At 63.4% G+C, this 23980-nt stretch carries 21 protein-coding genes and 1 tRNA gene; 15 read left to right on the top strand and 7 right to left on the bottom strand.

Going from position 1 to position 23980, the window contains the following annotated elements:
- Positions 1-43 precede the first annotated feature (43 nt).
- The 3 genes from HMPREF1022_RS03910 to queF are packed head-to-tail and all read right to left on the bottom strand — an operon-like array spanning position 44 to position 3382.
- A complete protein-coding gene (locus tag HMPREF1022_RS03910) occupies positions 44-1087 on the bottom strand; it encodes a hypothetical protein (protein WP_009301981.1) in 1044 nt (347 codons plus the stop codon).
- A 42-nt stretch (positions 1088-1129) separates the two neighbouring features.
- Positions 1130-2851, bottom strand: a complete 1722-nt coding sequence (locus tag HMPREF1022_RS03905) for a lipid II flippase MurJ (protein ID WP_009301980.1) — start codon at positions 2849-2851, stop codon at positions 1130-1132.
- Positions 2852-2881: 30 nt separating this feature from the next.
- On the bottom strand, positions 2882-3382 hold the full coding sequence (gene queF, locus HMPREF1022_RS03900; RefSeq protein WP_008685857.1) for a preQ(1) synthase: 501 nt from the start codon (positions 3380-3382) through the stop codon (positions 2882-2884).
- A gap of 614 nt (positions 3383-3996) precedes the next feature.
- On the opposite strand from queF, the gene HMPREF1022_RS17015 reads away from it, so the two are divergent.
- The 3 genes from HMPREF1022_RS17015 to yjgA are packed head-to-tail and all read left to right on the top strand — an operon-like array spanning position 3997 to position 6291.
- Entirely contained in the window at positions 3997-4812 is an 816-nt protein-coding gene (locus tag HMPREF1022_RS17015; protein ID WP_009301979.1) for a MogA/MoaB family molybdenum cofactor biosynthesis protein, read from the top strand.
- Positions 4813-4816: 4 nt separating this feature from the next.
- Entirely contained in the window at positions 4817-5680 is an 864-nt protein-coding gene (locus HMPREF1022_RS03890) for a 4-hydroxybenzoate octaprenyltransferase (RefSeq protein ID WP_009301978.1), read from the top strand.
- 11 nt (positions 5681-5691) lie between these two features.
- On the top strand, positions 5692-6291 hold the full coding sequence (gene yjgA / locus HMPREF1022_RS03885; RefSeq protein WP_009301977.1) for a ribosome biogenesis factor YjgA: 600 nt from the start codon (positions 5692-5694) through the stop codon (positions 6289-6291).
- A gap of 13 nt (positions 6292-6304) precedes the next feature.
- Here the strand turns inward: yjgA and HMPREF1022_RS03880 are convergent, their stop codons facing one another.
- A complete protein-coding gene (locus HMPREF1022_RS03880) occupies positions 6305-6901 on the bottom strand; it encodes a hypothetical protein (protein WP_009301976.1) in 597 nt (198 codons plus the stop codon).
- A gap of 103 nt (positions 6902-7004) precedes the next feature.
- Between HMPREF1022_RS03880 and HMPREF1022_RS03875 the strand changes: the two genes are divergently transcribed.
- The 5 genes from HMPREF1022_RS03875 to HMPREF1022_RS03855 all read left to right on the top strand — a co-directional run bounded on the left by HMPREF1022_RS03875 (position 7005) and on the right by HMPREF1022_RS03855 (position 9994).
- The gene (locus HMPREF1022_RS03875; protein WP_009301975.1) at positions 7005-7922 is read left to right on the top strand and encodes a LysR family transcriptional regulator; all 918 of its coding nucleotides are present in this window, start codon (positions 7005-7007) and stop codon (positions 7920-7922) included.
- 70 nt (positions 7923-7992) lie between these two features.
- Positions 7993-8068: transfer RNA gene (locus HMPREF1022_RS03870), tRNA-Thr, on the top strand.
- 180 nt (positions 8069-8248) lie between these two features.
- Entirely contained in the window at positions 8249-8596 is a 348-nt protein-coding gene (locus HMPREF1022_RS03865) for a DMT family protein (protein WP_009301974.1), read from the top strand.
- Positions 8597-8602: 6 nt separating this feature from the next.
- Positions 8603-9382, top strand: coding sequence for a sulfite exporter TauE/SafE family protein (locus HMPREF1022_RS03860; RefSeq protein ID WP_008685869.1), 780 nt, complete (start codon positions 8603-8605; stop codon positions 9380-9382).
- A gap of 108 nt (positions 9383-9490) precedes the next feature.
- Positions 9491-9994, top strand: a complete 504-nt coding sequence (locus tag HMPREF1022_RS03855) for a GlcG/HbpS family heme-binding protein (RefSeq protein WP_008685871.1) — start codon at positions 9491-9493, stop codon at positions 9992-9994.
- A 47-nt stretch (positions 9995-10041) separates the two neighbouring features.
- On the opposite strand, the gene HMPREF1022_RS03850 is transcribed toward HMPREF1022_RS03855, so the two are convergent.
- From HMPREF1022_RS03850 to HMPREF1022_RS03840, 3 genes are all read right to left on the bottom strand, one after another.
- Complete coding sequence (locus tag HMPREF1022_RS03850) at positions 10042-10746, bottom strand: DNA-3-methyladenine glycosylase family protein (protein WP_009301973.1); 705 nt, start codon at positions 10744-10746, stop codon at positions 10042-10044.
- Between the two features lie 145 nt (positions 10747-10891).
- The gene (locus tag HMPREF1022_RS03845; RefSeq protein ID WP_008685875.1) at positions 10892-12277 is read right to left on the bottom strand and encodes a PFL family protein; all 1386 of its coding nucleotides are present in this window, start codon (positions 12275-12277) and stop codon (positions 10892-10894) included.
- 105 nt (positions 12278-12382) lie between these two features.
- Entirely contained in the window at positions 12383-12946 is a 564-nt protein-coding gene (locus HMPREF1022_RS03840; RefSeq protein ID WP_035060773.1) for a glycine cleavage system protein R, read from the bottom strand.
- Between the two features lie 261 nt (positions 12947-13207).
- Between HMPREF1022_RS03840 and lysS the strand changes: the two genes are divergently transcribed.
- The 7 genes from lysS (at position 13208) to HMPREF1022_RS03810 (ending at position 23962) form a co-directional block, all read left to right on the top strand.
- Positions 13208-14791, top strand: a complete 1584-nt coding sequence (lysS, locus tag HMPREF1022_RS03835) for a lysine--tRNA ligase (RefSeq protein WP_008685881.1) — start codon at positions 13208-13210, stop codon at positions 14789-14791.
- Between the two features lie 41 nt (positions 14792-14832).
- On the top strand, positions 14833-15078 hold the full coding sequence (locus HMPREF1022_RS17940; protein ID WP_008685883.1) for a hypothetical protein: 246 nt from the start codon (positions 14833-14835) through the stop codon (positions 15076-15078).
- Between the two features lie 324 nt (positions 15079-15402).
- Entirely contained in the window at positions 15403-16581 is a 1179-nt protein-coding gene (locus tag HMPREF1022_RS03830; RefSeq protein WP_009301970.1) for an MFS transporter, read from the top strand.
- Between the two features lie 58 nt (positions 16582-16639).
- Positions 16640-17866, top strand: a complete 1227-nt coding sequence (locus HMPREF1022_RS03825) for a lipoprotein-releasing ABC transporter permease subunit (RefSeq protein WP_035060568.1) — start codon at positions 16640-16642, stop codon at positions 17864-17866.
- Positions 17867-17868: 2 nt separating this feature from the next.
- Positions 17869-18555 (top strand): ABC transporter ATP-binding protein, encoded by a 687-nt coding sequence (locus HMPREF1022_RS03820; RefSeq protein WP_008685889.1) that lies wholly within the window; start codon positions 17869-17871, stop codon positions 18553-18555.
- The gene (gene bamA / locus HMPREF1022_RS03815) at positions 18536-21310 is read left to right on the top strand and encodes an outer membrane protein assembly factor BamA (protein WP_009301968.1); all 2775 of its coding nucleotides are present in this window, start codon (positions 18536-18538) and stop codon (positions 21308-21310) included. Before HMPREF1022_RS03820 ends, bamA begins: the two co-directional genes overlap by 20 nt.
- Before the next feature lie 240 nt (positions 21311-21550).
- On the top strand, positions 21551-23962 hold the full coding sequence (locus HMPREF1022_RS03810) for an N-acetylmuramoyl-L-alanine amidase (RefSeq protein ID WP_009301967.1): 2412 nt from the start codon (positions 21551-21553) through the stop codon (positions 23960-23962).
- Positions 23963-23980 lie beyond the last annotated feature (18 nt).

Genomic DNA, 23980 nt, shown 5'->3' with positions numbered 1-23980 from the left:
TTGCTTGTGGAAGCCCCGCGCAAAAAGTTACCCAGCGCTTCCCTTATTTCTCTCCACCCAACGCCGCCAGCACATCCTCCAGGGCGCGCATGCACTCTTCCACGGCCAGCGCGGCGGTTTCACACTGCGGGTCATTGAGGGCCGCCTGCATGGCCCGTGCCGCCTCGGCCAGGCGGGTCGCGCCCAGACAGGGGGCCGCCAGTTCGAGCATGCGTCCCAGATGACAGAGTCCCGCCGTTTCGCCGTCCGCATACAGGCGGCTCAGGAGTTCGGGCGCGCGGGCAAAGCACTGGCGGAACAGCCCGGCGGTAATCTGCCAGGCGTCGGCATGCTTGCGCTGGAAACTCCGGCCCAGCGCCGGATTGACCGGCGCAAAACAAGGCACGGGCGCGCCGTGGGCCTGTGGAGCCCGGCCCTCCCCCCCGTCCGGAGCGTTATCGCCCTCGGTCGTGGAAGCGCTCAGACCCAGCACGATTTTTTCCGGCGCGGACGCATCAGGTCCGGGCAGGGCCGCATCCGCTTTTCGGGCCAGCAGGCGGCGCAGGCGGGCCAGATCCCCCCAGTGCCAGAGCAGCAAAAGCAGCGCTCCGGTCCAGAACAGGGCCGCCAGGGCAAACCGCCAGACTTCGCGCCGGGCCGTCAGGGCCTGCTCCTCCGCGCTCAAACGCGGCGAGAGATATACTTCCACCGAGCCGACGGTCCGGCCTTCCATCTTGAGCGGATTCATGCCCTGTACGGTGTTTTCCGCGATTTCATCGTCCCAGGGCACGGGCTCCCACTGATAATTGCGACGCTGGCCTTCCAGCATGCCCCGCTTGGTCTGGACCTTGACCGCGTAAATGCTGTCGTCCTCCATGGCGGCCATGACGATCGTGCGGGCCGTCAGCTCGTCCAGCTCCCAGGCGGGCAAAGAAAGCAGGGCCGCCAGTTGCGCGGCCGTGCGCCCGGCCTCGCTGATGAGCCGGTTTTCCGCATCCCGGCGGCTGCTGTTCAGATTCCAGAGGCCGAGCAGCAGAAAAAGCAGAAGTCCCGCCGCCCAGGCGGCCAAAGCCAGCCAGCGGCGCGTGCCGTGTGTAATGTAGGGCATATGTTTCGTGTGCGCAAAGCCGGCGGCCTTACGCCCTCCTTCTCATTTTGCGCGCAGATCGCGCAGGCGGCCCGTCAGAGCGGCCAAATCCTCATTGCCCACGGCGGCCAGACAGAGCAGCCATCCCGCCAGCCCGGCGGCAATAGCCAGGGCCAGTGCGCTCCACTGCCCGCCCCACCAGCAACCGGCCGTTTGGGCGGCATCAGCCGCGCGGACGGCCAGGGCAGCGGCAGTTCCGGCGGCCAGAGCCGCCACCGCCTGCTGCGCCAGCGCCCGCCGGGGCACTGCCGGAGCGGCCTGCCCGCAACGTCGCAAGGCCAGACGCAGCCCGCGCCAGAGCAGGCAGGTCTGGAGCCAGAGTCCCAAGCTCACGGCCAAGGCCGGGGCCATGGACGACCAAAGCGCGGGAAGACTATGGCCCAGCACGGTCCCGGCCGCAAGTGTCGCCGCCACGGCCCAGCCCGCGCTGACGGCGGTGCGCCGCGTTTCGGCCAGAGCGTTGCAGCCCGCCAGCAAACTGCGGTTGAGCGCAAAAGCGGGCAGGCCCGGCAGATAGGCCCAGAGCGCCAGCCCGGTTTCATACGCGGCCCGGTCGTCAAAAGCCCCGTGCCGCAGCAGGGCGTCCACCAGGTCCGGGCCCACGGCCCAGAGACCGGCGGCGGCGGGCAGGCTGAACAGCAGGGTCCAGCGCAGGGCCGTGCCCAGTTGACCGGCAAAGGCCGAAAAATTCCGTTCCGCCGCAAGGCGGCTCAAGGTGGGCAGGCTGGCCATGCCCAGGCAGACGCCCACCAAGCCCAGCGGCAGTTCCAGCAGGCGCTCGGCGTAATACAGCGCCGCCACCTGCCCCTGGCCCAGGCCCGACGCCAGGCTCATAGCCGCCAGCATGGCCAACTGCGGCGCGGCGGCCCCCAGCAGACCGGCGGGCAGCTGCGCCAGGCAGCGCCAGGCAACCCGGCCCGGATTTTCACGCACCGCTTGCGCCCGGATGTCGTAATCCGGACGGCCAGGCCAATCTGGACGATCAGGCCGATCCGGGCGCACCGGCTCCGGCAACGCCTCGCCCGGCAGCAGGCGGCGCAGGGCCAGCCACTGCGCCAGCCATTGGACCAGCCCGCCGCAGAACATGCCCAGAGCCAGGGTGGACGCGGGCGGCCAGCCGCCGAGGGCCGCAGCGGCCGTAAACAGCAGCATGGTCAGGTTGAACAGCGCGGGCGACAGGGCGGGCAGCCAGAAAATCCCCATGCTGTGCAGCAGAGCCATGCCCAAGGCGGCCATACCCGCCGTAAGCAGGTAGGGCAGGCAGATCCGCAGCAGATCCGTCACCCGCGCCGCTTCCGGGCCGGAAAAGCCGGGAGCCAGCGCCGAGGCCAGCCAGGGCGCCGACAGCAGGCCGGCCAGGGTCAACACGACCAGCACCAGGCCCAGGCGCACAGCCAGAGCCGACGCCAAGGGGCGCAAAGCATGCGCCCGCCCCCGTTCCTCCGCCGCATTGCGCGCCGGGCCGTGGGAACGGCGCACCAGACCGGCGGTAAGGGTCATGGACAAGGAGCCTTCACCCAGCAGGCGGCGCAGCACATGGGGCAGACGCATGGCCGCCACCAGGGCGTCCGCCGCCGCCCCGCCGCCCAGCAGCCAGGCCATGCCCATATCCCTGGCCAGGCCCAGCAGACGCGAACCGAGGGTAAAGCCGCCCAACAGGGCCGCCGTGCGCAGCATCCCGCCCGAAGCGGCCCGCGCGGGTTGAGGACAGGCGCGATCCGGCATGCTCAGATCCGTTTCTCCGACGCCGAGCCCTCAGGGCCGGTGCGGATCAATCTCCGACCGCCAGGCCCGCACGACCTCGCGCACGCGCCGGTCCTGCTCCTCGGGCATTTCCTTGAACTCCTCGGCGAAAACATGGATGCGCGTGCCGCCGCGCGGCACGAACAGGCCTTTGACCCGGCACCAGCAGGGCGCGAGCAGCTCGCGCAGGTCTTCCAGCACGGTGTTGGTGATCGTCTCCATGAAGGACTGGTGATTGCGGAAGGCGAACATATAGAGTTTAAAGCTCTTGGATTCCACGCAGAGCTTGTCCGGCACGTATTCCACACTGATGGTCCCGCAGTCCGGCTGGCCGGTCACCGGGCAGAGCGAGGTGAATTCGGGGAAACTGATGCTGACCACATAGGGCCGCTGCGGGTAACAATTGGGAAAGGACTCCAGCAGACCGACGCCGGGGCCGTCCTCAAAGGCCGGAAGACGGCCCGTGCCGAGGATATGCAGGTTCTGGGTCTGGTCCTGACTGCGGGTGGGCATGCGCTACTCCTTGGAACATTAATAACACATGAAATGCGCGGTTACGGCGGCAAAGACCGCCTGCTCGCATTTCGCGGCAAGGATTTGTCCGCAAATTCTTACAGAGCAGTCGAGGCATTTCATGCGTCAACCGTCTAGAGCAGATTAACTTTGAAATTTTACAAATTTCAAAGTTGACATTCTGGCGAAAAACGTGCTTTTCGCCAGAATCCACGCCGTTTCGCGGCGCGCCGCACCATGTGCGGCGTTAAAGCACTTTCAAAGTGAAATGGCTCTAACTCACATCATTCCGGCAACCCGCCGGAAAAAACACGGGAAGCCTCCGGCGCGTAACGGACTTGTAACCCATTGCGCTTACGGCTACAATATTCTATTCGGGCGCTGCCCGAGGCGCTGCCTCCGGAGCAGGTTGACGCTGAAATTAATTTGCTCTGAAAAAAATTTTGTCCTTCCTGCCCAAAAAACGCTTTTTGTGAAGGGCATACGTCCGCGAGGCAGGCGGCCGGAGCAAAAAATGCGTCTGTCTTGACTGCCGTCGGCATCGCAATACAACCGGAAGACAAAGGAACTTTTTCAGCAACAGCGCCGGGCGAGCAATCCCTTTCGGAGGAGCCATGCATCTCAGCCTGCGATTACAGCCCTGCCGGACCGGCGACGGTCTGCCGCTTTTTCCCGCCGCCCTGCCCGGCGCGGATGTCTGGCCCGCCCACTGCCTGACGGAAGCCGTTCCCCGCCCCATGCCCCGAATGTCGGTAGGAACCCGCCTGTACACAGAGGACGGGACGGCGCTGTTCTGCGTCACCGGGCGCATCTGGCTGACCACTCCGCCCAGGCTTAGCCATGCGCACGCCTACAGTTGCCCCATGCTCACCGCCCTCACGGATATCGCGCCGCTCCCCAATATGGACGACGCCGTACGCCTGGAAGTACGCAAGGAAGGCCATTCCCTGGCCTGGATCACGCTTTCGGACAAGGGCTCCCAGGGCATGCGCGAGGATTTGAGCGGCCCGGCCATCGCGGATCTGGCGGCAGCGCATTTGCCCCTCTGCCACAGCCAGGGGTTCCTGTTGCCGGACGATGCCGCGCTCTTGCGCGCCCTGCTTACGGATCTGGCCCTGAACCAGGGCTACGACCTGATCTGTACCACCGGCGGCACGGGGCTTTCCCCGCGCGATATCGCGCCCCAGGTCACGGCGGCCCTGCTGGACCTGCCCCTGCCCGGCTTCAGCCAGGCCATGATGGCGGCGAGCCTGAGCAAAACGCCGCACGCCGCCATTTCCCGCGCCGTGGCCGGGGTACTGGGCCAAAGCATCATCATCAACCTGCCGGGCAGCCGCAAGGGCGTGCAGGAAAATCTGGCCGCCGTGCTGCCCGCCCTGCCCCATGCCCTGGACAAACTGCACGGCGACCCCGCCGACTGTGGAGGATAACAGCATGCGCACGCCTTTTGGCCAGTTTGCCGACATCTGCCGGATGATCAAGATCGAGCATTCCGTCTTCGCGCTGCCCTATGCCTGGGCCGGAGCCTTTCTGGCCGCGCGGGGTCTGCCGCCGTTGCGCAGCCTGATCTTTCTGACCATCGGTATGGTGGCCGTGCGCTCCTTTGCCATGGCCTTCAATCGCCTGGTGGATCTGCCCTTTGACCGCGACAATCCCCGCACCATGGACCGTCCCCTGGTCACCGGCGACATCAGCGTCGCCCAGACCTGGGCCTTTTGCGGGGTCATGGCCCTGATTTTCATCATTGCCTGCGCCTGCCTGAACAGTCTCTGTTTCTGGCTGGCCGTACCGGCCCTGCTGTTCGCGGCCGCCTACAGCCTGCTCAAGCGTTTCACCGCCCTCTGCCACTTCTGGCTGGGAGCCACCCTGGGCCTGGCCCCTCTGGCCGGATGGATCAGCGTGAACCCCGCAAGCATGGACCTTTCGCCCGTGCTGCTCTTTCTGGCCGTGACCTTCTGGGTGGGCGCCTTTGATATTTACTATGCCTTTCAGGACCTGGATTTCGACCTGGCCTTCGACCTGCGTTCCGTGCCCTCGGTCTACGGGCCGGACACGGCCCTGGCCCTGGCGGCCTTCTCTCATGTGATGACCGCCATTTTCCTGCTGTTGACGGGCCTGGCGGCCCATCTCTCCTGGCCCTGGTACGCCATTTGCCTGGGCATCGGCGTTCTGCTTCTGGTAGAGCACAGGCTGATGCGCCCTCAGGACCTGCGCCATGTGAACACCGCCTTTTTCACGCTTAACGGGATCATCTCGCCGGTGGTGCTGATGGGCGTGATCCTGGGCATTTACATCTGACCGGAATCATCATGCCCCGTAAAAAAAGTTATCAGTGGCAGGCAGGCGGCAACGCGGACAATGCGGAAGCCCCCAGCCGTTCGGCCAAAAAACGCCAGAGCCTGGCCCTCCAGGCATTGGGCGAGGAACTGACCCGCCTGTCCCCGGCGGAACTGCAACATCTTGACCTGACGCCGGATCTCAGGGAAGCCCTGACCCTGTATGCCCGCATCCGCGATCATGAGGGCCGCCGCCGACAAATGCAGTATATCGGCCGCCTGATGCGCGAAACCGCTGCCGGGCCCCTGCGCGCGGCCCTGGACGCCAGGCGGGACGCGGCCGCGGCAGACACCGCGCGCTTCCATCAGGTGGAGCAATGGCGCGAGCGCCTCCTGGCCGCGCCCGAAACGGAAGTGGAAAGCCTGCTGGAAGCGCTGCTGCGGGCCATGCCGGACGCTGACGCCCTTCCGGCGGACCGGCCCGCGCCTGAGGAACTGCGCCGCTGTGTCCGGGAAGCGCGGGAGGCCCGCGCCGCCCAGGCGGCAACAACGGCCAAAATCACGCCGCATGCATCCCGCGCCCTGTTCCGGACCCTGGCCCGCGCGTTGGCTCCAGTCCAGGACAAAGCCTGACGCGGGACGCGGATTACATAAACATCTGCAACACGCTGGCCGCCAGCAATCCGGCCAGCAACAGGTTGAGCGCGCGCCCGTGCCGCCGGAACGTCTCCCGTAGCAGGCCCCCCGCCCCGGCCCAGAGCAGGTTGCAGGCTACGCCCAGCGCCGCGAACACGAGGGCGCAGCCCAGCACATGCGGCCCGTCCGGCGCGTGCGGCAGCACAAATCCGGTCAGGGCCGTGAGGCCGCAGAGCAGCACCTTCACATTGACGAATTGCAGCGCAAGCCCGCTCCAGAATCCCAGCGGGCGTCCCGCAGCGCCGCTGTCTCCCTCCTCTCCCACGCCGCCCGCCACCATGCGCCAAGCCAGCCGGAGAATATAGAGCGCCCCCGGCCAGACCAGCCAGGCGGCCAGCCCCGGCAGCACGCGCGCCAGGGCGAGCGCCGCGCCGCCGCAGAGCAGCATGACGGCCAGAAACCCGGTGCTGATGCCCGCCAGCAGGGGAACGCTGCGGCGCAGGCCGTGCGCCGCGGTACTGCTCAAGGCCAGGATGTTATTGGGACCCGGCGTCACGGCGGCGATCAGCGCGTAGTTCAGGAAGGAACAGAAGGCAACGAAAGACATGACATTCTCCTTGCTTTTTGCCAGCATAGCGTCGATAGTTTCATCGGAATAGTGAATATTTTTGCTTTTATTCTTTGATAAATCCGATGAAAAGGAGGCGGGTATGGACCTGCGCCGCCTGGAGGCCCTCAACGCCGTGGTGGACGAGGGCAGCTTCGAGAAGGCCGCGCGCCGCCTCTGTTGCGCGCAATCCACGGTCACCTTCCAGATCCGTCAACTGGAACAGGAGCTTGGCCTGCAATTGTTCGAGAAGGTGGGCCGCCGCATGCGTCTCACCGAGGCAGGCCACGGCCTCATGCCTCAGGTGCGCGAACTGGCCAGGGCCCTGGACGGCCTGCGCGCGGCTGCCCGGCGGGAAGAGCCGCGCGGCCTGTTGCGCGTGGTCGCGGGCGAAACCCTGCTGGCCTACAAACTGCCTGAGGTTTTGCGCCGTTTCCGGGCCAGCGCCCCGGAAGCGCGCCTGCACCTGCAATCGCTCAACTGCTATGTGATCCGGGATGCGCTGCTCAGCGGCGCGGCGGACGTGGGAGTATTTTACAGCCAGGGGCCGGACGCCTCGCTGGCGCAGGAATCTCTGGGGGATTTTCCCCTGGCACTGGTAGCCGCGCCGCAGTCGGCGGACATGGATTTCACCCGCCCGGACCAGAAGCTGCCCACCAGCCTGATTATCAACGAACCCCAGTGCATGTTCAGGCTGTTCTTTGAAAACACGCTGCGCCGCCGCAACATCAGCCTGAACGGAACCATCGAACTGCTGAGCATTGAGAGCATCAAAAACTGCGTGGCCGCCGGCCTCGGGATTTCCTATTTGCCCCGCTTCTGCGTGGAGAGGGAATTGCGCGAAGGCCTGCTCCGCGAGCTGCCCTTTGTCGAACCGGCCCACACCCTGCGCGCTGTCTGCGCCCGTCATGTCAACAAGGCCCGGAGCCCGGCCCTGCGTCTTTTCACTGCCCTGGCAGAGGAATACATCGGCGGCGTTTCGCTCCACGGCGCGGGATCTGACGGCCTGCGGGCGGACTGAATGCAAAAAACTCCGCCGCAAGACTTGACTGCGGCCCGCCGATAGGATAGAAGCCATCTTCGTCAACAGCGCCCTTGTAGCTCAGTCGGTAGAGTGCATCCTTGGTAAGGATGAGGTCATCAGTTCAATCCTGATCAAGGGCTCCAGAAAAAGTACCCGCGCCTATTGTTATAGGCGTCAGATTATGAAGACAAAGGCCCGGTTTCCACGAAACCGGGCCTTTGCGCCGCCTGCGGCGGTAAAAGCATCGGGCGGAAAGGCACAAAAGTCAGTAACGCCCGCATGCTTATGATTCCATGGGCATTTTTCGCGCAAGGCAGGCGGCCATGCAGATTCCCGTTCCCCTTGTCACCGTGGGCCTGCTCACGCTGTCCAATATCTTCATGACCTTCGCCTGGTACGGGCATCTGCGTTACAAGGGCGTGGCCCTGCCGCTGGTAATCCTCACCAGCTGGGGCATCGCCTTTTTCGAATACCTGTTGCAGGTTCCGGCCAATCGCATCGGTTACGGTTATTTTTCCGCCGCTGAGCTGAAAACTATCCAGGAAGTCATCTCCCTGACCGTCTTCATGCTTTTTTCGACATTCTGGCTGCATGAATCCCTGCGCTGGAACCACATTCTGGGCTTCGCGCTGATCGTGCTGGCGGCCTGGGTCATCTTCAAGGAATGGTAGGGCGGCATGTTCACCCTCACGCTGAGCACTATCCTGATCTGCACCGGCGCGGCCCTGGTGGGCGGCTTTATTGACGCCATCGCCGGGGGCGGCGGCCTGATCACCATGCCCGCCCTGCTGCTCACCGGCGTGCCGCCGCATCTGGCCCTGGGTACCAACAAGGTCAGTTCCTGCGTGGGCACCAGCGTGGCCTTGGGCAATTTCGCCCGCAGCCATCTGGTGCTCTGGCGTCTGGCCCTGGCGGGGCTGGCCTTTTCCCTGTTGGGGGCTTACGCCGGTTCCATCCTGGCTCTTTATGTGAACAGCGAAATTCTGGGCAAAATCCTGGTGGGCCTGCTGCCTGTGGGCATGTGCGCCACCCTGTTGCCCAAAAAGGAGCGCGAATGCGCGCCCCGCCCGCTGGAAGGCGCGCGCTTCTGGACGCTGGTGCCCCTGGTCTGCCTGTTGATCGGCGCGTATGACGGCTTTTTCGGGCCGGGTACGGGCAGTTTTCTGATCCTGGCCTTTCACTGGATTCTGCGTGTGGGGCTCATCGAGGCCTCGGCCACCTCCAAGGTGCTCAACCTGGCTTCCAATTTCGGCGCGGTGGTGGCTTTCATCTGGCACGGCAAGGTGCTCTGGCCCTTGGCCCTGGCCATGACCGGGGGTTCCGTAATCGGCAACTGGCTGGGCAGCCGCACGGCCATCCGGGTGGGCGCCAAGGCCGTGCGGCGCTTCCTGACTGTCTCGCTGTCCCTGCTGTTGCTCACCCTGATCTGGCAATACTTTCTGGCTCCGGCCCGTTGAGCCTGGGACCACACCTTGCCTTGCCGTTTCGGCGCATGTTACCGTAATGCTGCTTCAGCGGAGCCGCCGCACGGCGGTCCGCCCCCACCCTTTACAAGGAGCAGCGTTATGCGTCGCATTCTTCCCCTTGCTCTGATGCTTCTTCTGCTGGCCGCCACGGTTCAGGCCGCCGGCCCCCAAAAACAACTGCCCGGCGATCTGACCTTGGCCCAGGCCCAGGAAGTGCTCAAGGCCGCCCTGGTCAAAGCCGAAGCCCAGGGCGTGCCCATGAATATCGCCGTGGTGGACGCGGGCGGCAACCTCAAAGCCTTTGCGCGCGAGGACGGCGCGTTTCTGGGCAGCATCGACGTCGCCACCAAAAAAGCCCGCACGGCCCGTTTCTTCAATATGTCCACAGCCCAGTTGGGCGCGGCCTCCCAGCCCGGCAAAGAGCTGTACGGCATTGAAGTCACCAATGACGGGCTGGTCATTTTCGGCGGCGGCGAGCTGCTGATCAAGGACGGCGTCATTGTGGGCGCCATCGGCGTGAGCGGCGGCTCGGTGGCCGAGGACACAAATGTGGCCAAGGCAGGCGCGGCGGCCTTTGACTCCACGGCCGGGAAGAGCAAATAACAGCTAATTGACATTCCATGAGAAAGCCCGGCTTGCGCCGGGCTTTCTCATTCAGACGCGCTTTTCCGTGTCGTTGTACGGCGCCGCGCGCTTCGGGATGCGACTTTGGACGTCGCCTTGGGCGCGGGATCCGTGAGGCCCGGAACGGCCCCGCCGGCCACGGCCCAGAGGTACAGACTGGCTACTGTGGCATGGGGCGCGTAACGCCGCCGGTATTTGTCGAAGAGTTTGCGGTCGACACGACGGTGGCGGTAAAGCATGCGCAGGCCGCGCTGAATAGCCAGATCGCCGTAACTTATGACGTCGGGCCGCTGCAGCGAGAAAGTCATCAGCATTTCGGCCGTCCAGACGCCCACGCCGGGCAGGCGCGCCAGTTCGGCGCAGAGCGCGTTGTCGGGCAGGGTCCGCAGGGCCTCCACATCGAATTCGCCGGAAAGCACCCTCTCGGCGGCCGCCTTCATATAGCCCACTTTGCGGAAAGACAGGCCGAAAGCCTGCAAGCCAGTCTCGGACGTTTCCCGGATGACGCCGGGCGTGATCGCGCCCAGGCCCGCGCGCATGCGCGCCCAGATGGTCTGCTGAGCCCTGGTGGCGATCTGCTGGCCCACAATGGCGTGAATCAGAGCCTCAAAGAGGTCCGGCACGACCTCACGGCGCACCGGGCCGATCAGCTCGATGATTTCGGCCAGGCGCTTGTCCCGCGCCTTGAGGTGGGCGATTTCCTGTTCGCCGTATGTAAAGTACTGCGCCATGGCAATGCCGACCGGGGCAACGCCCCTTGGTCCACTCCCAGAGCAATTCAAAGTGAATTTGCTCTAAAGGTAACGTTTTGAGAAAAGGCAGGGGGCGTGTGGGAGAGAAACTTTGGTGAACGAAGTTTCTCTCCCACACGAAACGTCAGTTTTTCAGGCTGTGGATGGGCGCGGGAATCCGCCCGCCCAGACCGATGAAGCCCGAAGCGTCGCCCGGCGTCACCGGAATGATGGCGGCCTTGCCCAGCAGGCCGCCGAAGGAAACCTCGTCGCCCACGCCTTTGCCGGGCACAGGAATCACGCGCACGGCCGTGGTCTTGTGGTTGATCATGCCGATAGCCATTTCATCGGCGATGAGCCCGGAGATAGTGGCTGCGGGCGTGTCGCCGGGGATGGCGATCATGTCCAGCCCCACGGAGCAGACGCTGGTCATGGCCTCCAGCTTTTCGATGCTCAGGCGGCCGGACATGGCTGCGGCCTCAATGCTGGAATCCTCGGATACCGGGATAAAGGCCCCGGACAGGCCGCCCACCGAGGAGGAGGCAAAAGCGCCGCCCTTTTTCACCGCGTCGTTGAGCATGGCGAGCACCGCCGTACTGCCGGGCGCGCCGATGCTGGACAAGCCCAGGCTCTGAAAAATTTCGCCCACCGAGTCGCCCACCGCCGGGGTGGGGGCCAGGGAAAGGTCGGCCACGCCAAAGGGGATGCCCAGCCGCCGGGCCACTTCGGTTCCGATCATCTCGCCCACGCGGGTTACCTTGTAAGCCGTGCGCTTGATGACCTCGGCCATATCCAGCAGGGTCAGGCGGCCGCCCTGCTCGTTGTGTCCGGCGGCCAAAGCCCGGTCAATGGCCTTCTTGACCACGCCGGGGCCGGAAACGCCCACATTGATGACCACGTCCGGCTCGCCCACGCCCAGATAGGCCCCGGCCATGAAGGGCACGTCCTGCGGAATATTGGCAAAGACCACCAGTTTGGCGCAACCGATGCCGCCGCGCTCGGCCGTGGCCTGGGCCACCCGGAGAATCTGCTCGCCCATCAGAGCCACGGCGTCCATATTGATGCCGCTGCGCGAGGAGGCCACGTTGATGGAAGAACAGATGCGGTCGGTCTGGGCCAGAGCGTCGGGCAGGGCCTCGATGAGGGCGCGGTCGCCCTTGGCGAAACCCTTTTCCACCAGGGCCGTGAAGCCGCCCAGAAAATCCACCCCGGCTTCCTTGGCGGCCTCGTCCAGGGCGCGGCAGATGCGCACCATGCCGTCCGGGCCGAAGGGCGCGCCCACCACGGCGATAGGGCTGACGCTGATGCGCTTGTTGACCACCGGGATGCCGTACTTGTCACCTACTTCGTCGCAAACGGCCACGAGCTGCGAGGCATAGCGGCGCAGCTTGGCCCGCACGTTGGCGGTGAAGAGATCCAGATCGTGGCTCACGCAGTCAAACAGGCTCACGCCCAGGGTGACGGTGCGCACATCCAGATGCTCGTTGCGGAGCATGTTCAGGGTGCTGATGACTTCGCGTTCTGAAAGCATGGCGTATCCTGTGTACCAAGCGCGGCTTGCCGCCCTGCAAGAGGACCGGACTGCCGCTGCAAAGCTGAATGTTGTTTCCCGGCAAAAAGCCGGGCGCGGCTGTCCTTAAAAAGAGTTCACTCTGTGGACGGCCTCGAAAATATCGCGGTGCTGCACGCTCACGCGCAGATGGCGGCTCTGGCCCTCGCAGGCCAGCTCGCGGCGCAGGCGGCCCAGATCCGCGTCCTCGGGCACCATGACCTCAAACACGAAGAGCGCGTGATCCTCCCCGCCCTCGCCCAGGATGGCCTTGAGACTTTCGATGTTCACGCCGTGGCGGGCGAATACGCGGCTCATGGCCGCGATGAGTCCGGGCTTGTCCGGACCGTCGGCGGTGACCACAAAGGGATCGCACTTGAGGTCTTTGCCCCACTGCCCCTCAATGGCCGGACGCACCAGGACGGAGAGATCCACCTGGGCTTCGGCCAGACCGGCGGTGAGCTGCTCGCGCAGTTCCTCGGCGCTGCGGCCCTCCGGAGCCTGGACCACGAAAATGGCCGCGAACTCGCCGGAAAGGATGGTCTGGGTCACTTCCACGATATTGCAGCCCGTTTCACCCAGGATGCGGCTCACCGTGGCGACCACGCCGGGGCAGTCGCGGCCGAGAAAGGAGGCGGTGTATTTCTGCATGACACTGTCCTTGGAAAAGCGCCGGTTGCCCTGGAAATCGCGCCTCCGGCGGAAAGTGCATCTATACACGCAAACACGGGCGCAATTCAAGCCCGGAAAGCCCTTCCCGCCCGCGGCACGGTCGCCCCGGACGGCCGGACAATCTTGACGCTCCCGGCTGAATGGCATACCGTAACGCTCCTTTCCTGAACAGTGACGAACATGACGGCGCGGGGCCTGGCCTCGCGGAGCGTCAAGGCAGGGCCAGAGCGGGGGAATTCAGTGGAAAACCGGGAAAAGAAGAAAAAGCCTGTTGTCAAACTGGGCACCAAGTCTTCGCATGCGGCATACTTCATGCCCATGCTGGAAAGTTTCGCCGCGCGCGATGATCTCAACGAGGTCATCAAAAACCGAGTCAGCAAAGCCTGTGACCTGCTGGACGCGGGCGTGCCCCTTTTTCCCAATGATTTCCACAAAGACCATGCCGTTTCCTGGGTGCAGGAAAAGTTCGGCGGCCTGGAAGGCGACGACCTGGAAAAACAGGAAGACGTCTTTGCCATTGCCGGGCGCATCGTCTCTTTGCGCTCCTTCGGCAAGGTGGCCTTCTTCCACCTCATGGACCAAAGCGGCCGCATCCAGTGCTATGCCTCGCGCGAGCATCTGGACGAAGAGACTTACAAGATCGTCAAGAAGCTGGACGTGGGCGACATTGTGGGCGTTTCCGGCCACTTGTTCCGCACCAAGACCGGCGAACTGACCATTGCCTGTCGCAGCCTCAAGCTGATCACCCGCTCCATGCGGCCCCTGCCCGAAAAATACCACGGCCTCAAGGACATGGAGACGCGCTACCGCCAGCGCTATGTGGACCTCATCGTCACGCCGCGCGCGCGGGAGATCTTCGCCAAGCGCAGCCTGATCGTGCGCGAGTTCCGCCGCTTCATGGAGGAGCACGGCTTCATGGAGGTGGAAACCCCCATCATGCAGCCCCTGGCCGGGGGCGCCACGGCCAAGCCGTTCAAAACCCACCATAACGCGCTGGACCTGGATCTTTTTCTGCGCATCGCGCCGGAGCTCTACCTCAAACGCCTGCTGGTGGGCGGCTTTGAAAAAGTCTTTGAGCTGAACCGCAGTTTCCGCAACGAAGGCATCGACACCCGCCACAATCCGGAATTCACCATGTGTGAATTCTACTGGGCCTACGCCACGTTTGAAGATCTCATGAACTTCACGGAGAAGCTCTTCGCCCATCTGGCCATGGCGGCCTGCGGCACCACGGTGGTGACATATCAGGGCCAGGAAATAGACCTCACGCCCGGGCACTGGAAGCGCCTCAGCTTCTACGACTCGCTTACGGAAATCGGCGGGCATTCCCCTGATTTTTACAATGATTACAGCAAAGTGCGCAACTATATCCGCGAGCGCGGCGAAAAGGCCGCGGACAGCGAAAGCCTGCAAAAACTCCAGGCCAAGCTCTTTGACCTGGATGTGGAAGGCAAGCTGATCCAGCCGCACTTCATCTATCATTATCCCACGGAAATCTCGCCCCTCTCCCGCCGCAACGACCTGCGGCCGGAAATCACGGACCGCTTTGAACTGTTCATTACCGGACGCGAGCTGTCCAACGCCTTTTCCGAGCTCAATGACCCCGTGGACCAGCGCCTGCGCTTTGAAGAGCAGGTGCGCGAACGGGAAGCCGGCGACGACGAAGCCCACAGCATGGACGAGGACTACCTGCGCGCCCTGGAATACGGCATGCCCCCGGCGGCGGGACAGGGCGTGGGCATCGACCGCCTGGTCATGCTGCTCACGGATTCGGCTTCCATCCGCGAGGTCATTCTCTTTCCTCTGCTGCGGCCCGAGTTTTAGAGCAATTTCACGTTGAAATTGCTCTAACGCCGCGAAGCGGCGTGGATTCCGGCGAAAAGCACGTTTTTCGCCGAAATGCCGACTTTGAAATTTGTAAAATTTCAAAGTTACTCTGCTCTAAGCCCGGATCGGGCACCAGCCAGCAAAATCCGACACAAAAAGGTGAACCGGCGGCAACAGGCCGTCAGTCCGTCTTTTTTATTTGCAAGAGTAAGGAACCACGCTTCGAATTCGATGAGGAAGCGCAAGAAACAAACTTCTGCCCCGATTGGATACCCGTTTCATAATGCAGACCATACATCCCCTGTATTTCCTGCAACGCTTTTTCCTGCCCTGTTTTCCCGACTTGCACGATACTACGCAAAAGCAGTGACCACCGGCAGGTAGGCTGAAAAATCAGCCGGATCCGGAACAATATGTCTCGCATTATCAGGCGCGGGCTAAACCGGCAATACAATATCCCCGGTACAAAGAACACTCGCCCTACCGTCATATGCCCGGGGCATCCGCCCGCTTGTCATGGCCACCCATGAAGGTTATTGAAGTTGCGGACTTGCCGCCGTGAGATTGCAGAAAGCCACACCGCACCAACCCGCCGACATTCTGATACCATGAAAATCAGTTACCCCGTTTTCAAAAGTCTTGTCGCCCTGTCCCTGGGGACGCTGGGCGTCTGCATGTCGGAATTTTCCATTATGGGCATCCTGCCGGAAGTGGCCCACAGCCTTTCCGTCAGCATTCCCGATGCCGGGCATTTTATTTCGGCCTATGCCCTGGGCGTGTGCTTGGGGGCCCCGCTGACGGTGCTGATGGCCCGCTCCCGTCCGTTGCGGAGTATTCTGCTGGCGCTGATGCTTGTCTTCATCGCGGGCAATACTCTGACCGCACTGGCTCCCAACGCCTCCATGATGCTGGCGGCCCGTTTTATCGCCGGGATGCCGCACGGGGCATATTTCGGGGTGGCCTCCATTGTGGCGGACAAGCTGGCAGGCAGGGCTTTTTCCGTACTGGCCGTCTCCATTGTGGTGTCCGGCGCGACCATCGCAAACCTTGTGGGCGTGCCCGGCGCGACCCTGGTGACGCAGATTTTGTCGTGGCGGGTCGCCTACGGCATCGTCGCCGGCGTGGGCCTTCTGGTCATCATCGGCGTGCGGGCCTGGGTCCCCCGATTGCCGGGGCTCAAGGACACGGGCTTCCGGGGGCAATTCCGTTTTTTGAAATTCCCGGCTCCCTGGCTCATCTTTCTGGCTATTGTGCTGGGGAACGGAGGCATGTTCTGCTGGTACAGCTACATTTCTCCCTTCATGGGCAAGGTGGCGGGAATTGACTCCGTCCACATGACTCTGGTCATGGCCCTTGCGGGTCTGGGCATGGTGCTGGGCAACGCCCTCAGTGGCCGGCTCTCCATCCGTTTCCCGCCGACCGGCATTGCGGAAGGCATGCTGGCCGTCATGGGCACGGCCCTGCTGCTGGTCTTCTTTTCGGGACAGCATACAGCAACAGCGCTGGCTCTGATGTTCATCTGCACCGCCTGCCTGTTCGGCGTTTCAGCCCCGCAGCAGATGCTTTTGCTGCAAAACGCCAAAGACGGGGAAATGCTCGGCGCCGCCCTGGCGCAGGTGGGTTTCAATATCGGCAATGCCATCGGGGCCTATTGCGGAGGGCTCTCCATTGCCGCCGGGCACGGCTACGGCAGTACGGCCCTGATCGGAGCGCTGCTCGCCGCCGCGGGTTTTCTGCTGCTTCTGGGATACGCCCGCAAATACGGCTCCCCCATTCTGGGCGATTAAACCGTTTCATCTAAAAAAAGTCTTGAATCTCAGGCCAAGCTGGGCCAGAATGCCGCAAATGTCCTTTGAACTCTTTGTGGCCCTGCGCTACCTCTTTTCACGGCGCAAGCAGACTTTTATCTACATCATCTCCCTGATGTCCATTCTGGGAGTGGCTATCGGCGTGGGCGCGCTGGTAGTGGTTCTGGGCGTGTACAACGGCCTGACCACGGACATGCGCGACAAGATCCTGGGCGCCAACGCCCACGCCATTGTCATGTCCTATGTGCCCTCGGCTTTTGAGCACGACCAGGACCTGACCCAACGCATCCGCTCGGTGGACGGCGTCACCGGCGCAACGCCCTTTATTTACACCGAAGTGATGCTTTCCGCGGGCGGCGGCGTCAAGGGCGTGGTGCTGCGCGGCATCGACCCGGCCAGCGCGCCCGAGGTGCTCTCCCTGCTGCACCAGATGCGTTCCGGTTCGCCGGAGGATCTGCAAAAAGAGGGCACGCCGGGCATCATCATCGGCGAGGAGCTGGCCCGCCGCCTGGGCTTGGCCGTAGGCAGCCGGGTCAATCTGCTCTCCCCTTCAGGCCAGAAGACCGCCTCCGGCTATTCCCCGCGCATCCGGCCTTTTGAGGTCGTGGGCATCTTCAAGACCGGCATGTTCGAGTACGATTCCTCCCTGGCTTTCGTCACCCTGAACGCCGCCCGCGACGTGCTGGGCCTGCCGCCGGGCTTCCTCTCGGGCATTGAAATCACGGTCAGGGACGTCTTCAAGGCCGATCAGGTCGCCGCGCGCCTGTCCACGGAACTGGGTTCGCCTTTCTACGTGCGCACCTGGATGGAAATGAACGCCAACCTCTTCGCGGCCCTCAAGCTCGAAAAGGTCGGCATGTTCATTCTGCTGGCCATGGTGGTGTTGATCGGCTCTTTCTCCATCGTCACCACCCTGGTCATGCTGGTCATGGAAAAAACCCGCGACATCGCCATCATGATGTCCATGGGGGCCACGCGCGGCATGATCCGCCGCATCTTCATGCTTCAGGGCACTATCATCGGCGTCATCGGCACGCTGCTGGGCTATGTTTTCGGCCTGAGTCTGGGCTGGCTGCTCAAACGCTACCAGTTCATCAAACTGCCTGAAAACGTCTACACCCTGGACCATCTGCCCATCATCATCACGGTTTCCGATGTGCTCATCGTAGGGGCCAGCGCCATGCTGCTCTGTTTTCTGGCCACTCTTTATCCGGCGCGCCAGGCCGCCCGCCTCGAACCGGCCGAAGCCCTGCGCTACGAATAATCATGTCCGAGCTCTACAAATTTTCTGACGTGGGAAAAAAGTTTTCCGGGCCTGGAGAAAATCTTGAAATTTTCAAGAATATCAATTTGATTGTGGAAGAAGGCGAAGCCCTGGCCATTGTGGGGGCTTCCGGTTCCGGCAAGTCCACCCTCTTGCATCTTATGGGGGCTCTTGATACTCCAAGCACGGGCGTCGTGGCCTTTGACGGCCGGGATATGGCCCTGATGAGCCCGGACCGGAAAGCAGCTTTCCGCAATAAAACCCTGGGCTTTGTTTTTCAGTTCCATCACCTCCTGCCGGAATTTTCGGCACTGGAAAACGTGTCCATGCCCGCCCTCATCGGCGGCGCGCGCCGGGCCGCCGTATTGCTCGAAGCCCGCGCCATGCTGGAGCGGGTAGGCTTGGCCGCCCGCGCGGACAGCAAGATTGCCACCCTGTCAGGCGGCGAACGCCAGCGGGTAGCCATCGCCCGCGCGGTCCTGTTGCGGCCGCGCGTCCTTCTGGCCGACGAACCTACAGGCAATCTGGATGAAATCAGCGGCGCCCAAGTGGGGGATCTGCTGCAGGAACTCAACCGCGAACTGGGCATGACCCTGGTAGTGGTGACGCATAATCTGGAATTGGCCGCCAGAATGGACCGCGGCCTGGAACTTAGAGCGGGGGCTCTGTATGAGAAGTCTTTTGCATAGTGTGCTGTTCAGGGCCGTGTGCCTTGCCGCCCTGGCCTGCGCCTTACAGGCGCTGTCCGCCCAGAATGTCATGGCGGCCAAGGCCGGGCAGCCCCTGGTTCTGGTGCTGCCCTTCCAGGTCAATGCCGGGCCGGAGATGCCCGATGCCTCCCGCGATGTGCCGCAGCTCATCGTCAGCCAGCTGGAACAGAACGGCCTCAAGGCCGTGCCTATGAACCGGGCCCGCGCCCTGTTCGAACGCAGCGGCGACAACAGCATCGACCTGGCCACGGCCCGCCGCCTTGGGCGCCAGGCCGGCGCCAAACTGGTCATTTACGGCAGCTTCAATCAATTGGGCGACGGCTTCACCATGGACACCCGCCTGGTGCCCGTGGAGCAGGGCGAAGCCGTGCCCGCCGGTTTTGAGCGCAATTCCCTGGTGGCTCTGAGCGAGTGCGCCACGGCCGTGGCCGGGCGCGCTTCGGACATGCTGGGCGCCGCCGCGCCCGCCGCTCCGGCCCCGCAGGCCGACAACGGCCCCGGCTTCGTGCCCATGCACTCCCCGGCGGCCGCCGGTGACGGCCTGGCCGACGTGCAGGTGCGCGGCATGAAGATCATGGACCCGGACACCGTGCTCATGCGCCTGACCATCCGCAAGGGCGACAAGCCGGACGCCAACGCCATCAACGAAGAAGTCAAACGCATCTGGGACATGGGCTATTTCAGCGACGTGCAGGCCTCCATGGAAGGCAGCGTCCTGGTTTTCACCGTGGTGGAAAAGCCGCGCATCGACAATATCGTGGTGGAAGGCTCCAAGGATATCGACCAGGAAGACGTGCTGGCCGCCATGGGCACCAAGTCCGGCAGCGTGCTCAACGAGCAGATGCTTTCCGACGATTTGCAGAAAATCACCGAACTCTACCGCAAGGAAGGCTATTACCTGGCCAAGGCCACCTATCGCCTGGAAGACCGGCAGGGCGGCCGGGGTGCGGTGCTGGTCATCTCCGTGGACGAGGGCAACAAGCTCTATATCAAGGAAGTGAAGATCGAGGGCCTCAAGGAACTCAAGCAGGGCGACATGGACAAGTACATGGCGCTCAAGCCCCGCAACATCTTCTCCTGGTTCACGGGCAGCGGCGTGCTCAAGGATGAATACCTGGAGCGCGACACCAACGCCATTGCCGCCTACGGCCTGAACGAAGGCTTCATCGACATGCAGGTTTCCGCGCCGCAGGTGGACTATAAGCCCGACGGCATCTACATCACCTTCACCGTGCACGAGGGCCCTCGCTATACCGTGCGTAACGTGAAATTCGCCGGCGACGTCATCGACAGCGAAGACAACATGCTCAAGGTGGTGCAGATGGACGATTGGGAGAAGTCCAACAAATACTTCTCCCTGACGGTCATGCAGGAAGACTCCAAGCGCCTGACGGACTACTACGCCGATTACGGCTACGCCTTCGCAGAAGTGGACACCAAGCTGATGAAGGCCGACGACGGCAGCGCCCAGGTGGACGTGGGCTATCTGATCAACAAAAAGCAGAAGGTCTTCATCCGCCGTCTCACGGTGGAAGGCAACACCAAGACCCGCGACAACGTCATTCTGCGCGAAATGCGCCTGGGCGACGGCGATATGTACGAGGGTGCCAAACTGCGCCGCTCCAGCGAACGCCTGAACCGCCTGCGTTACTTCTCCGCCGTGGACACGGAGCTGATTCCCACAGGCAATGAGGACGAGGTGGACCTCAAGGTCAAGGTCAAGGAAACCAACACCGGCGCCATCATGGGCGGCATCGGCTACTCGACCTATTATGACGTGGGCGTCACCGCCTCCATCATGGAGCGCAATCTCTTCGGCCGGGGCTACTGGCTCCAGTTGCAGGGTTTCTTCTCCTGGCGGCGCACCACGGGCATGCTGTCCTTCACCAACCCCCGCGTCTACGACACGGACCTTTCCCTGGGCAACGACCTCTATTACACGCACGATTACTGGGACGACTTCACCAAGGACACTGTCGGCGACACCATCCGGGCCTCCTATCCCATCGGCGAATACACCTCCGTGGGCCTGGCCTACCGCCTGGAGCGCTACGAGCTGTATGACGTGCACAGCGACGCCTCGCCGTATATCAGCGACTACAAGGGCGTGAACTGGACCAGCGCCCTTTCCGGCCGCATCCTGCGCGACACCACCGACGCCAAGGACCGCCCCACCAAGGGCACCATCACCCGTCTTTGGGCGGAATACGGCGGCGGCGGCCTGGGCGGCACGGACAACTTCGTCAAGGCCGTGGCCGACTGGCAGGGCTTCTGGTCCTTCAATCCCCAGAACACCTTCCATGTGCGCACCCGTCTGGGCGGCGTGTTCCAGAACACCGACGACCCGGTGCCCGTGTTTGAACGCTTCTGGTTGGGCGGCATGGACACCATCCGCGGCTATTCCTACTCCGATCTTTCGCCCCGCGACTACAAGTACAAGGGCGAACAGATCGGCGGCGACCGCATGGGCGTGTTGAATGTGGAATATATCTGGACCTTCCAGAAGGATATGGGCCTGGCCTTGGTGCCCTTCTTTGACGGCGGCTTCAACATCGACCAGAAGACCATGGGCAACGACCTGGACAAATATCTGGTGGCCTCCGCCGGTCTGGAGCTGCGCTGGCGTTCGCCCATGGGCGATCTGCGCATCGCCTACGGCATCCCCCTGGTACAGGATTACGACAAGGAAATGGAATCGGGAAGGCTTGAGTTCAGCATGGGCCAGTTCTTCTAGAGCATTTTGCGCTTGTTCGAAATATATGGTCTGAAAAGCCGCCGCGAAATTCGCGGCGGCTTTTCTATTGGCACAAAATCTGCAATAATTTTTCAACGGCGGGCTTCGCCCATGTCGCCGCAGGTCGGCAAGCCCTTAAGTACTGACGCCGGGCGGCCGATAACATAACCAGTCCGGCTTACGCCGGTGTCGGAAAACCGACGGACAACAGCGCACTCTCTCAGGGAACGGAAAAAAACAGTGGCCGGAAAAAGTAAGCAACATAAACAGACGGACAAAGCCCTGGTCAGGCGGCTCGCGCCGCCGCTGGCCTTTTTGCTGGCGCTCTGTCTGCTGGTTATCTGTTGCTATGATGCCGGTTACAGTGCGCTACCGCCCACGGAAAAACGCTATGCCGCCGCCAAGGCGGATATTGCCAATCTCAAACTGGACGACAAGAAAGGCAATCTGCGAGAACCGTGGGAAAAACTGGCTACGGAATTCCGGGCCATTTACGATACGGATCCGGCTTGGCCCAACCGCCCGGCCGCGTTGTTCCGGGCCGCCGAAAGCCTGGAGGAGCTGGCAAAACGCTCCTTCGCCAAAGCGGACGCCCGCAAGGCCATAGAATGTTATGAATCCCTGGCCCTGCGCCATGCCGATAGCCGCCTGGCCGACGACGCCCTGTTCCGCGCGGCGCGGATGCGCGCGGCCTGGCTCAAGGACGACAAGGGCGCGCTGGCTTTGCTGACCCGGATCAAGAGCCAGTACCCCAAGGGAGATATGCTGCCCGAAGCCCTGGCTCTGGAAAAGGCCCTCAAGGCCTCGGCCAGCGGCCGCACCGCGCCGGAGGCCCGCCAGGTGGCGGCTGCGGACAGGAAGGAAGCGGTGGAGGATCAGCCTGCCGCGCCGGAAAAATTTTCCTCCCCGCAGGTTTCTGTCCAGCCTGCTGTTTCGCCTGCTGTTCCGGAAGGCCAGCTGTTGCCCCGCTATCGCGCGGCCAAGGCCCGCATGGAAGCCCTCCGGGCGGACAAGGTCAAATCCTGCTGGCGTCAGCCCTGGGAAGAACTGCAGGCCGAGTTCCAGCGCATCTATGAAAGCCGTAAGAACTGGGCTGTGGCGCCCGGCGCGCTGTTCCGTTCCGCCGCGAGCCAGGAAGCTCTGGCCGACTGTTCCCATCTGTCAGGCGATTACCGCCGTGCTTTGGAACTCTATTTGTCCCTGACCCGCGAATTTCCCAAGAGTGCGCTGGCCGACGACGCCTTGCTGTGCGCGGCCCGAATCCAGAGCACGCGCCTGGGCAAAACCAGTGAAGGTCTCGCCCTGCTGGACGAAATCGCCGCCAATTACCCGCGCGGCGACATGGCTGCGGAGGCCCGCAGCCTGCGGGCCCAGTGGAGGGGCACTCTGGCGGACGCCGAGAAGACAGGGGCCGGAGCGGGTGCAGGGCGCGCGGATTCAGCCTCAAAGGCCGCGTCCCGGCCTGAGACGCCGGAAGTGCAGGTGCTTTCCTGGGATTCCCTGAACAAAAACAGCGTGGAAATCGTTCTGGAAATGAGCGGCCCCACGCGCTATTCCACGCGTCTGGTCAAGGCCCAGAAAGGCGCTCCGGCCCGGCTGTATCTGGATTTGGAGAATGCCGCCGTGGTCAGTGACGTGCGCAAGGGCGTCACGGTGCGCGGCAGCCTTTTGCAGGCCGTGCGCGTGCGTGAGCGCAAGGAAGGCGGGGCCAGCCTTCAGTTCGATTTCCGCGAGGTGCGGCGTTTCGATGCACGCATAGAGGATGACCCGTGCCGCATCGTGCTCAGCGTGGCCGCGGGCAAGACCCCTCTGCCGCGCAAGGCCGGAGCTGCGGCGGCCTTTGCCGCCGGCGAGGAAGACGCGCCCGCGCCGCGCGCGTCCAAAGCCGGCGTCAAGAGCCGCCAGGTCAGCGACATGGCCAGCCAGCTCGGCCTGACCGTGCATACGGTGTTCATCGACGCCGGACACGGCGGCCGGGATCCGGGCACCAGCCACAACAAGGTGCTGGAACGCCTGATTACCTTGGACGTAGCCATGAGTCTGGGCCGTCTGCTGGAGGCCAACGGCCTGGAAGTCGTCTACAGCCGTACCCGCGACACGGCAGTCTCCCTGAGCGAGCGTACGCGCAGGGCCAATGCGGCGCGCGCCGACCTTTTTGTCTCGGTGCATGTCAATGCCAGCGAAGATCCACGGGTCAGCGGCATGGAAACCTATTATCTGGACCTGGCCAGCAACCCGCAGGCCGCGCGTGTGGCCGCGCTGGAAAACGCGGGCAGCGATCATCGCCTCGGCGACATGCAGAACATGCTGGCCGACGTCATGCTCAACGCCCGGGTGGAGGAGTCACGCCGCCTGGCCGGGGACATCCAGCGCCTGTCCATGTTCCGCCTGAAACGGCGGGAATTCACGGTCAGGAACAACGGCGTCAAGGCCGCGCCCTTCCACGTGCTGCTCGGCGCGCAAATGCCCGCCGTGCTGGTGGAGCTGGGTTACTGCACCAATCCGGCCGAGGCCCGCAACCTGGCTGACCCTAAATATCGTCACGCCCTGGCCGAAGGGCTGGCCGAGGGTATCCTGGCTTACAAAGATCGCCTTCTCAAGCGCCAGACCGCGCAGAATTCCTTGACGCCCAACGGCCCCGGTGCTATGTGAAGTCCGTGTTTCACAGTT

Source organism: Desulfovibrio sp. 6_1_46AFAA (genome assembly GCF_000224635.1).
GTDB classification, from domain to species: Bacteria; Desulfobacterota; Desulfovibrionia; order Desulfovibrionales; family Desulfovibrionaceae; genus Desulfovibrio; species Desulfovibrio fairfieldensis.
This window is presented reverse-complemented; position numbering and strand designations above follow the sequence as displayed.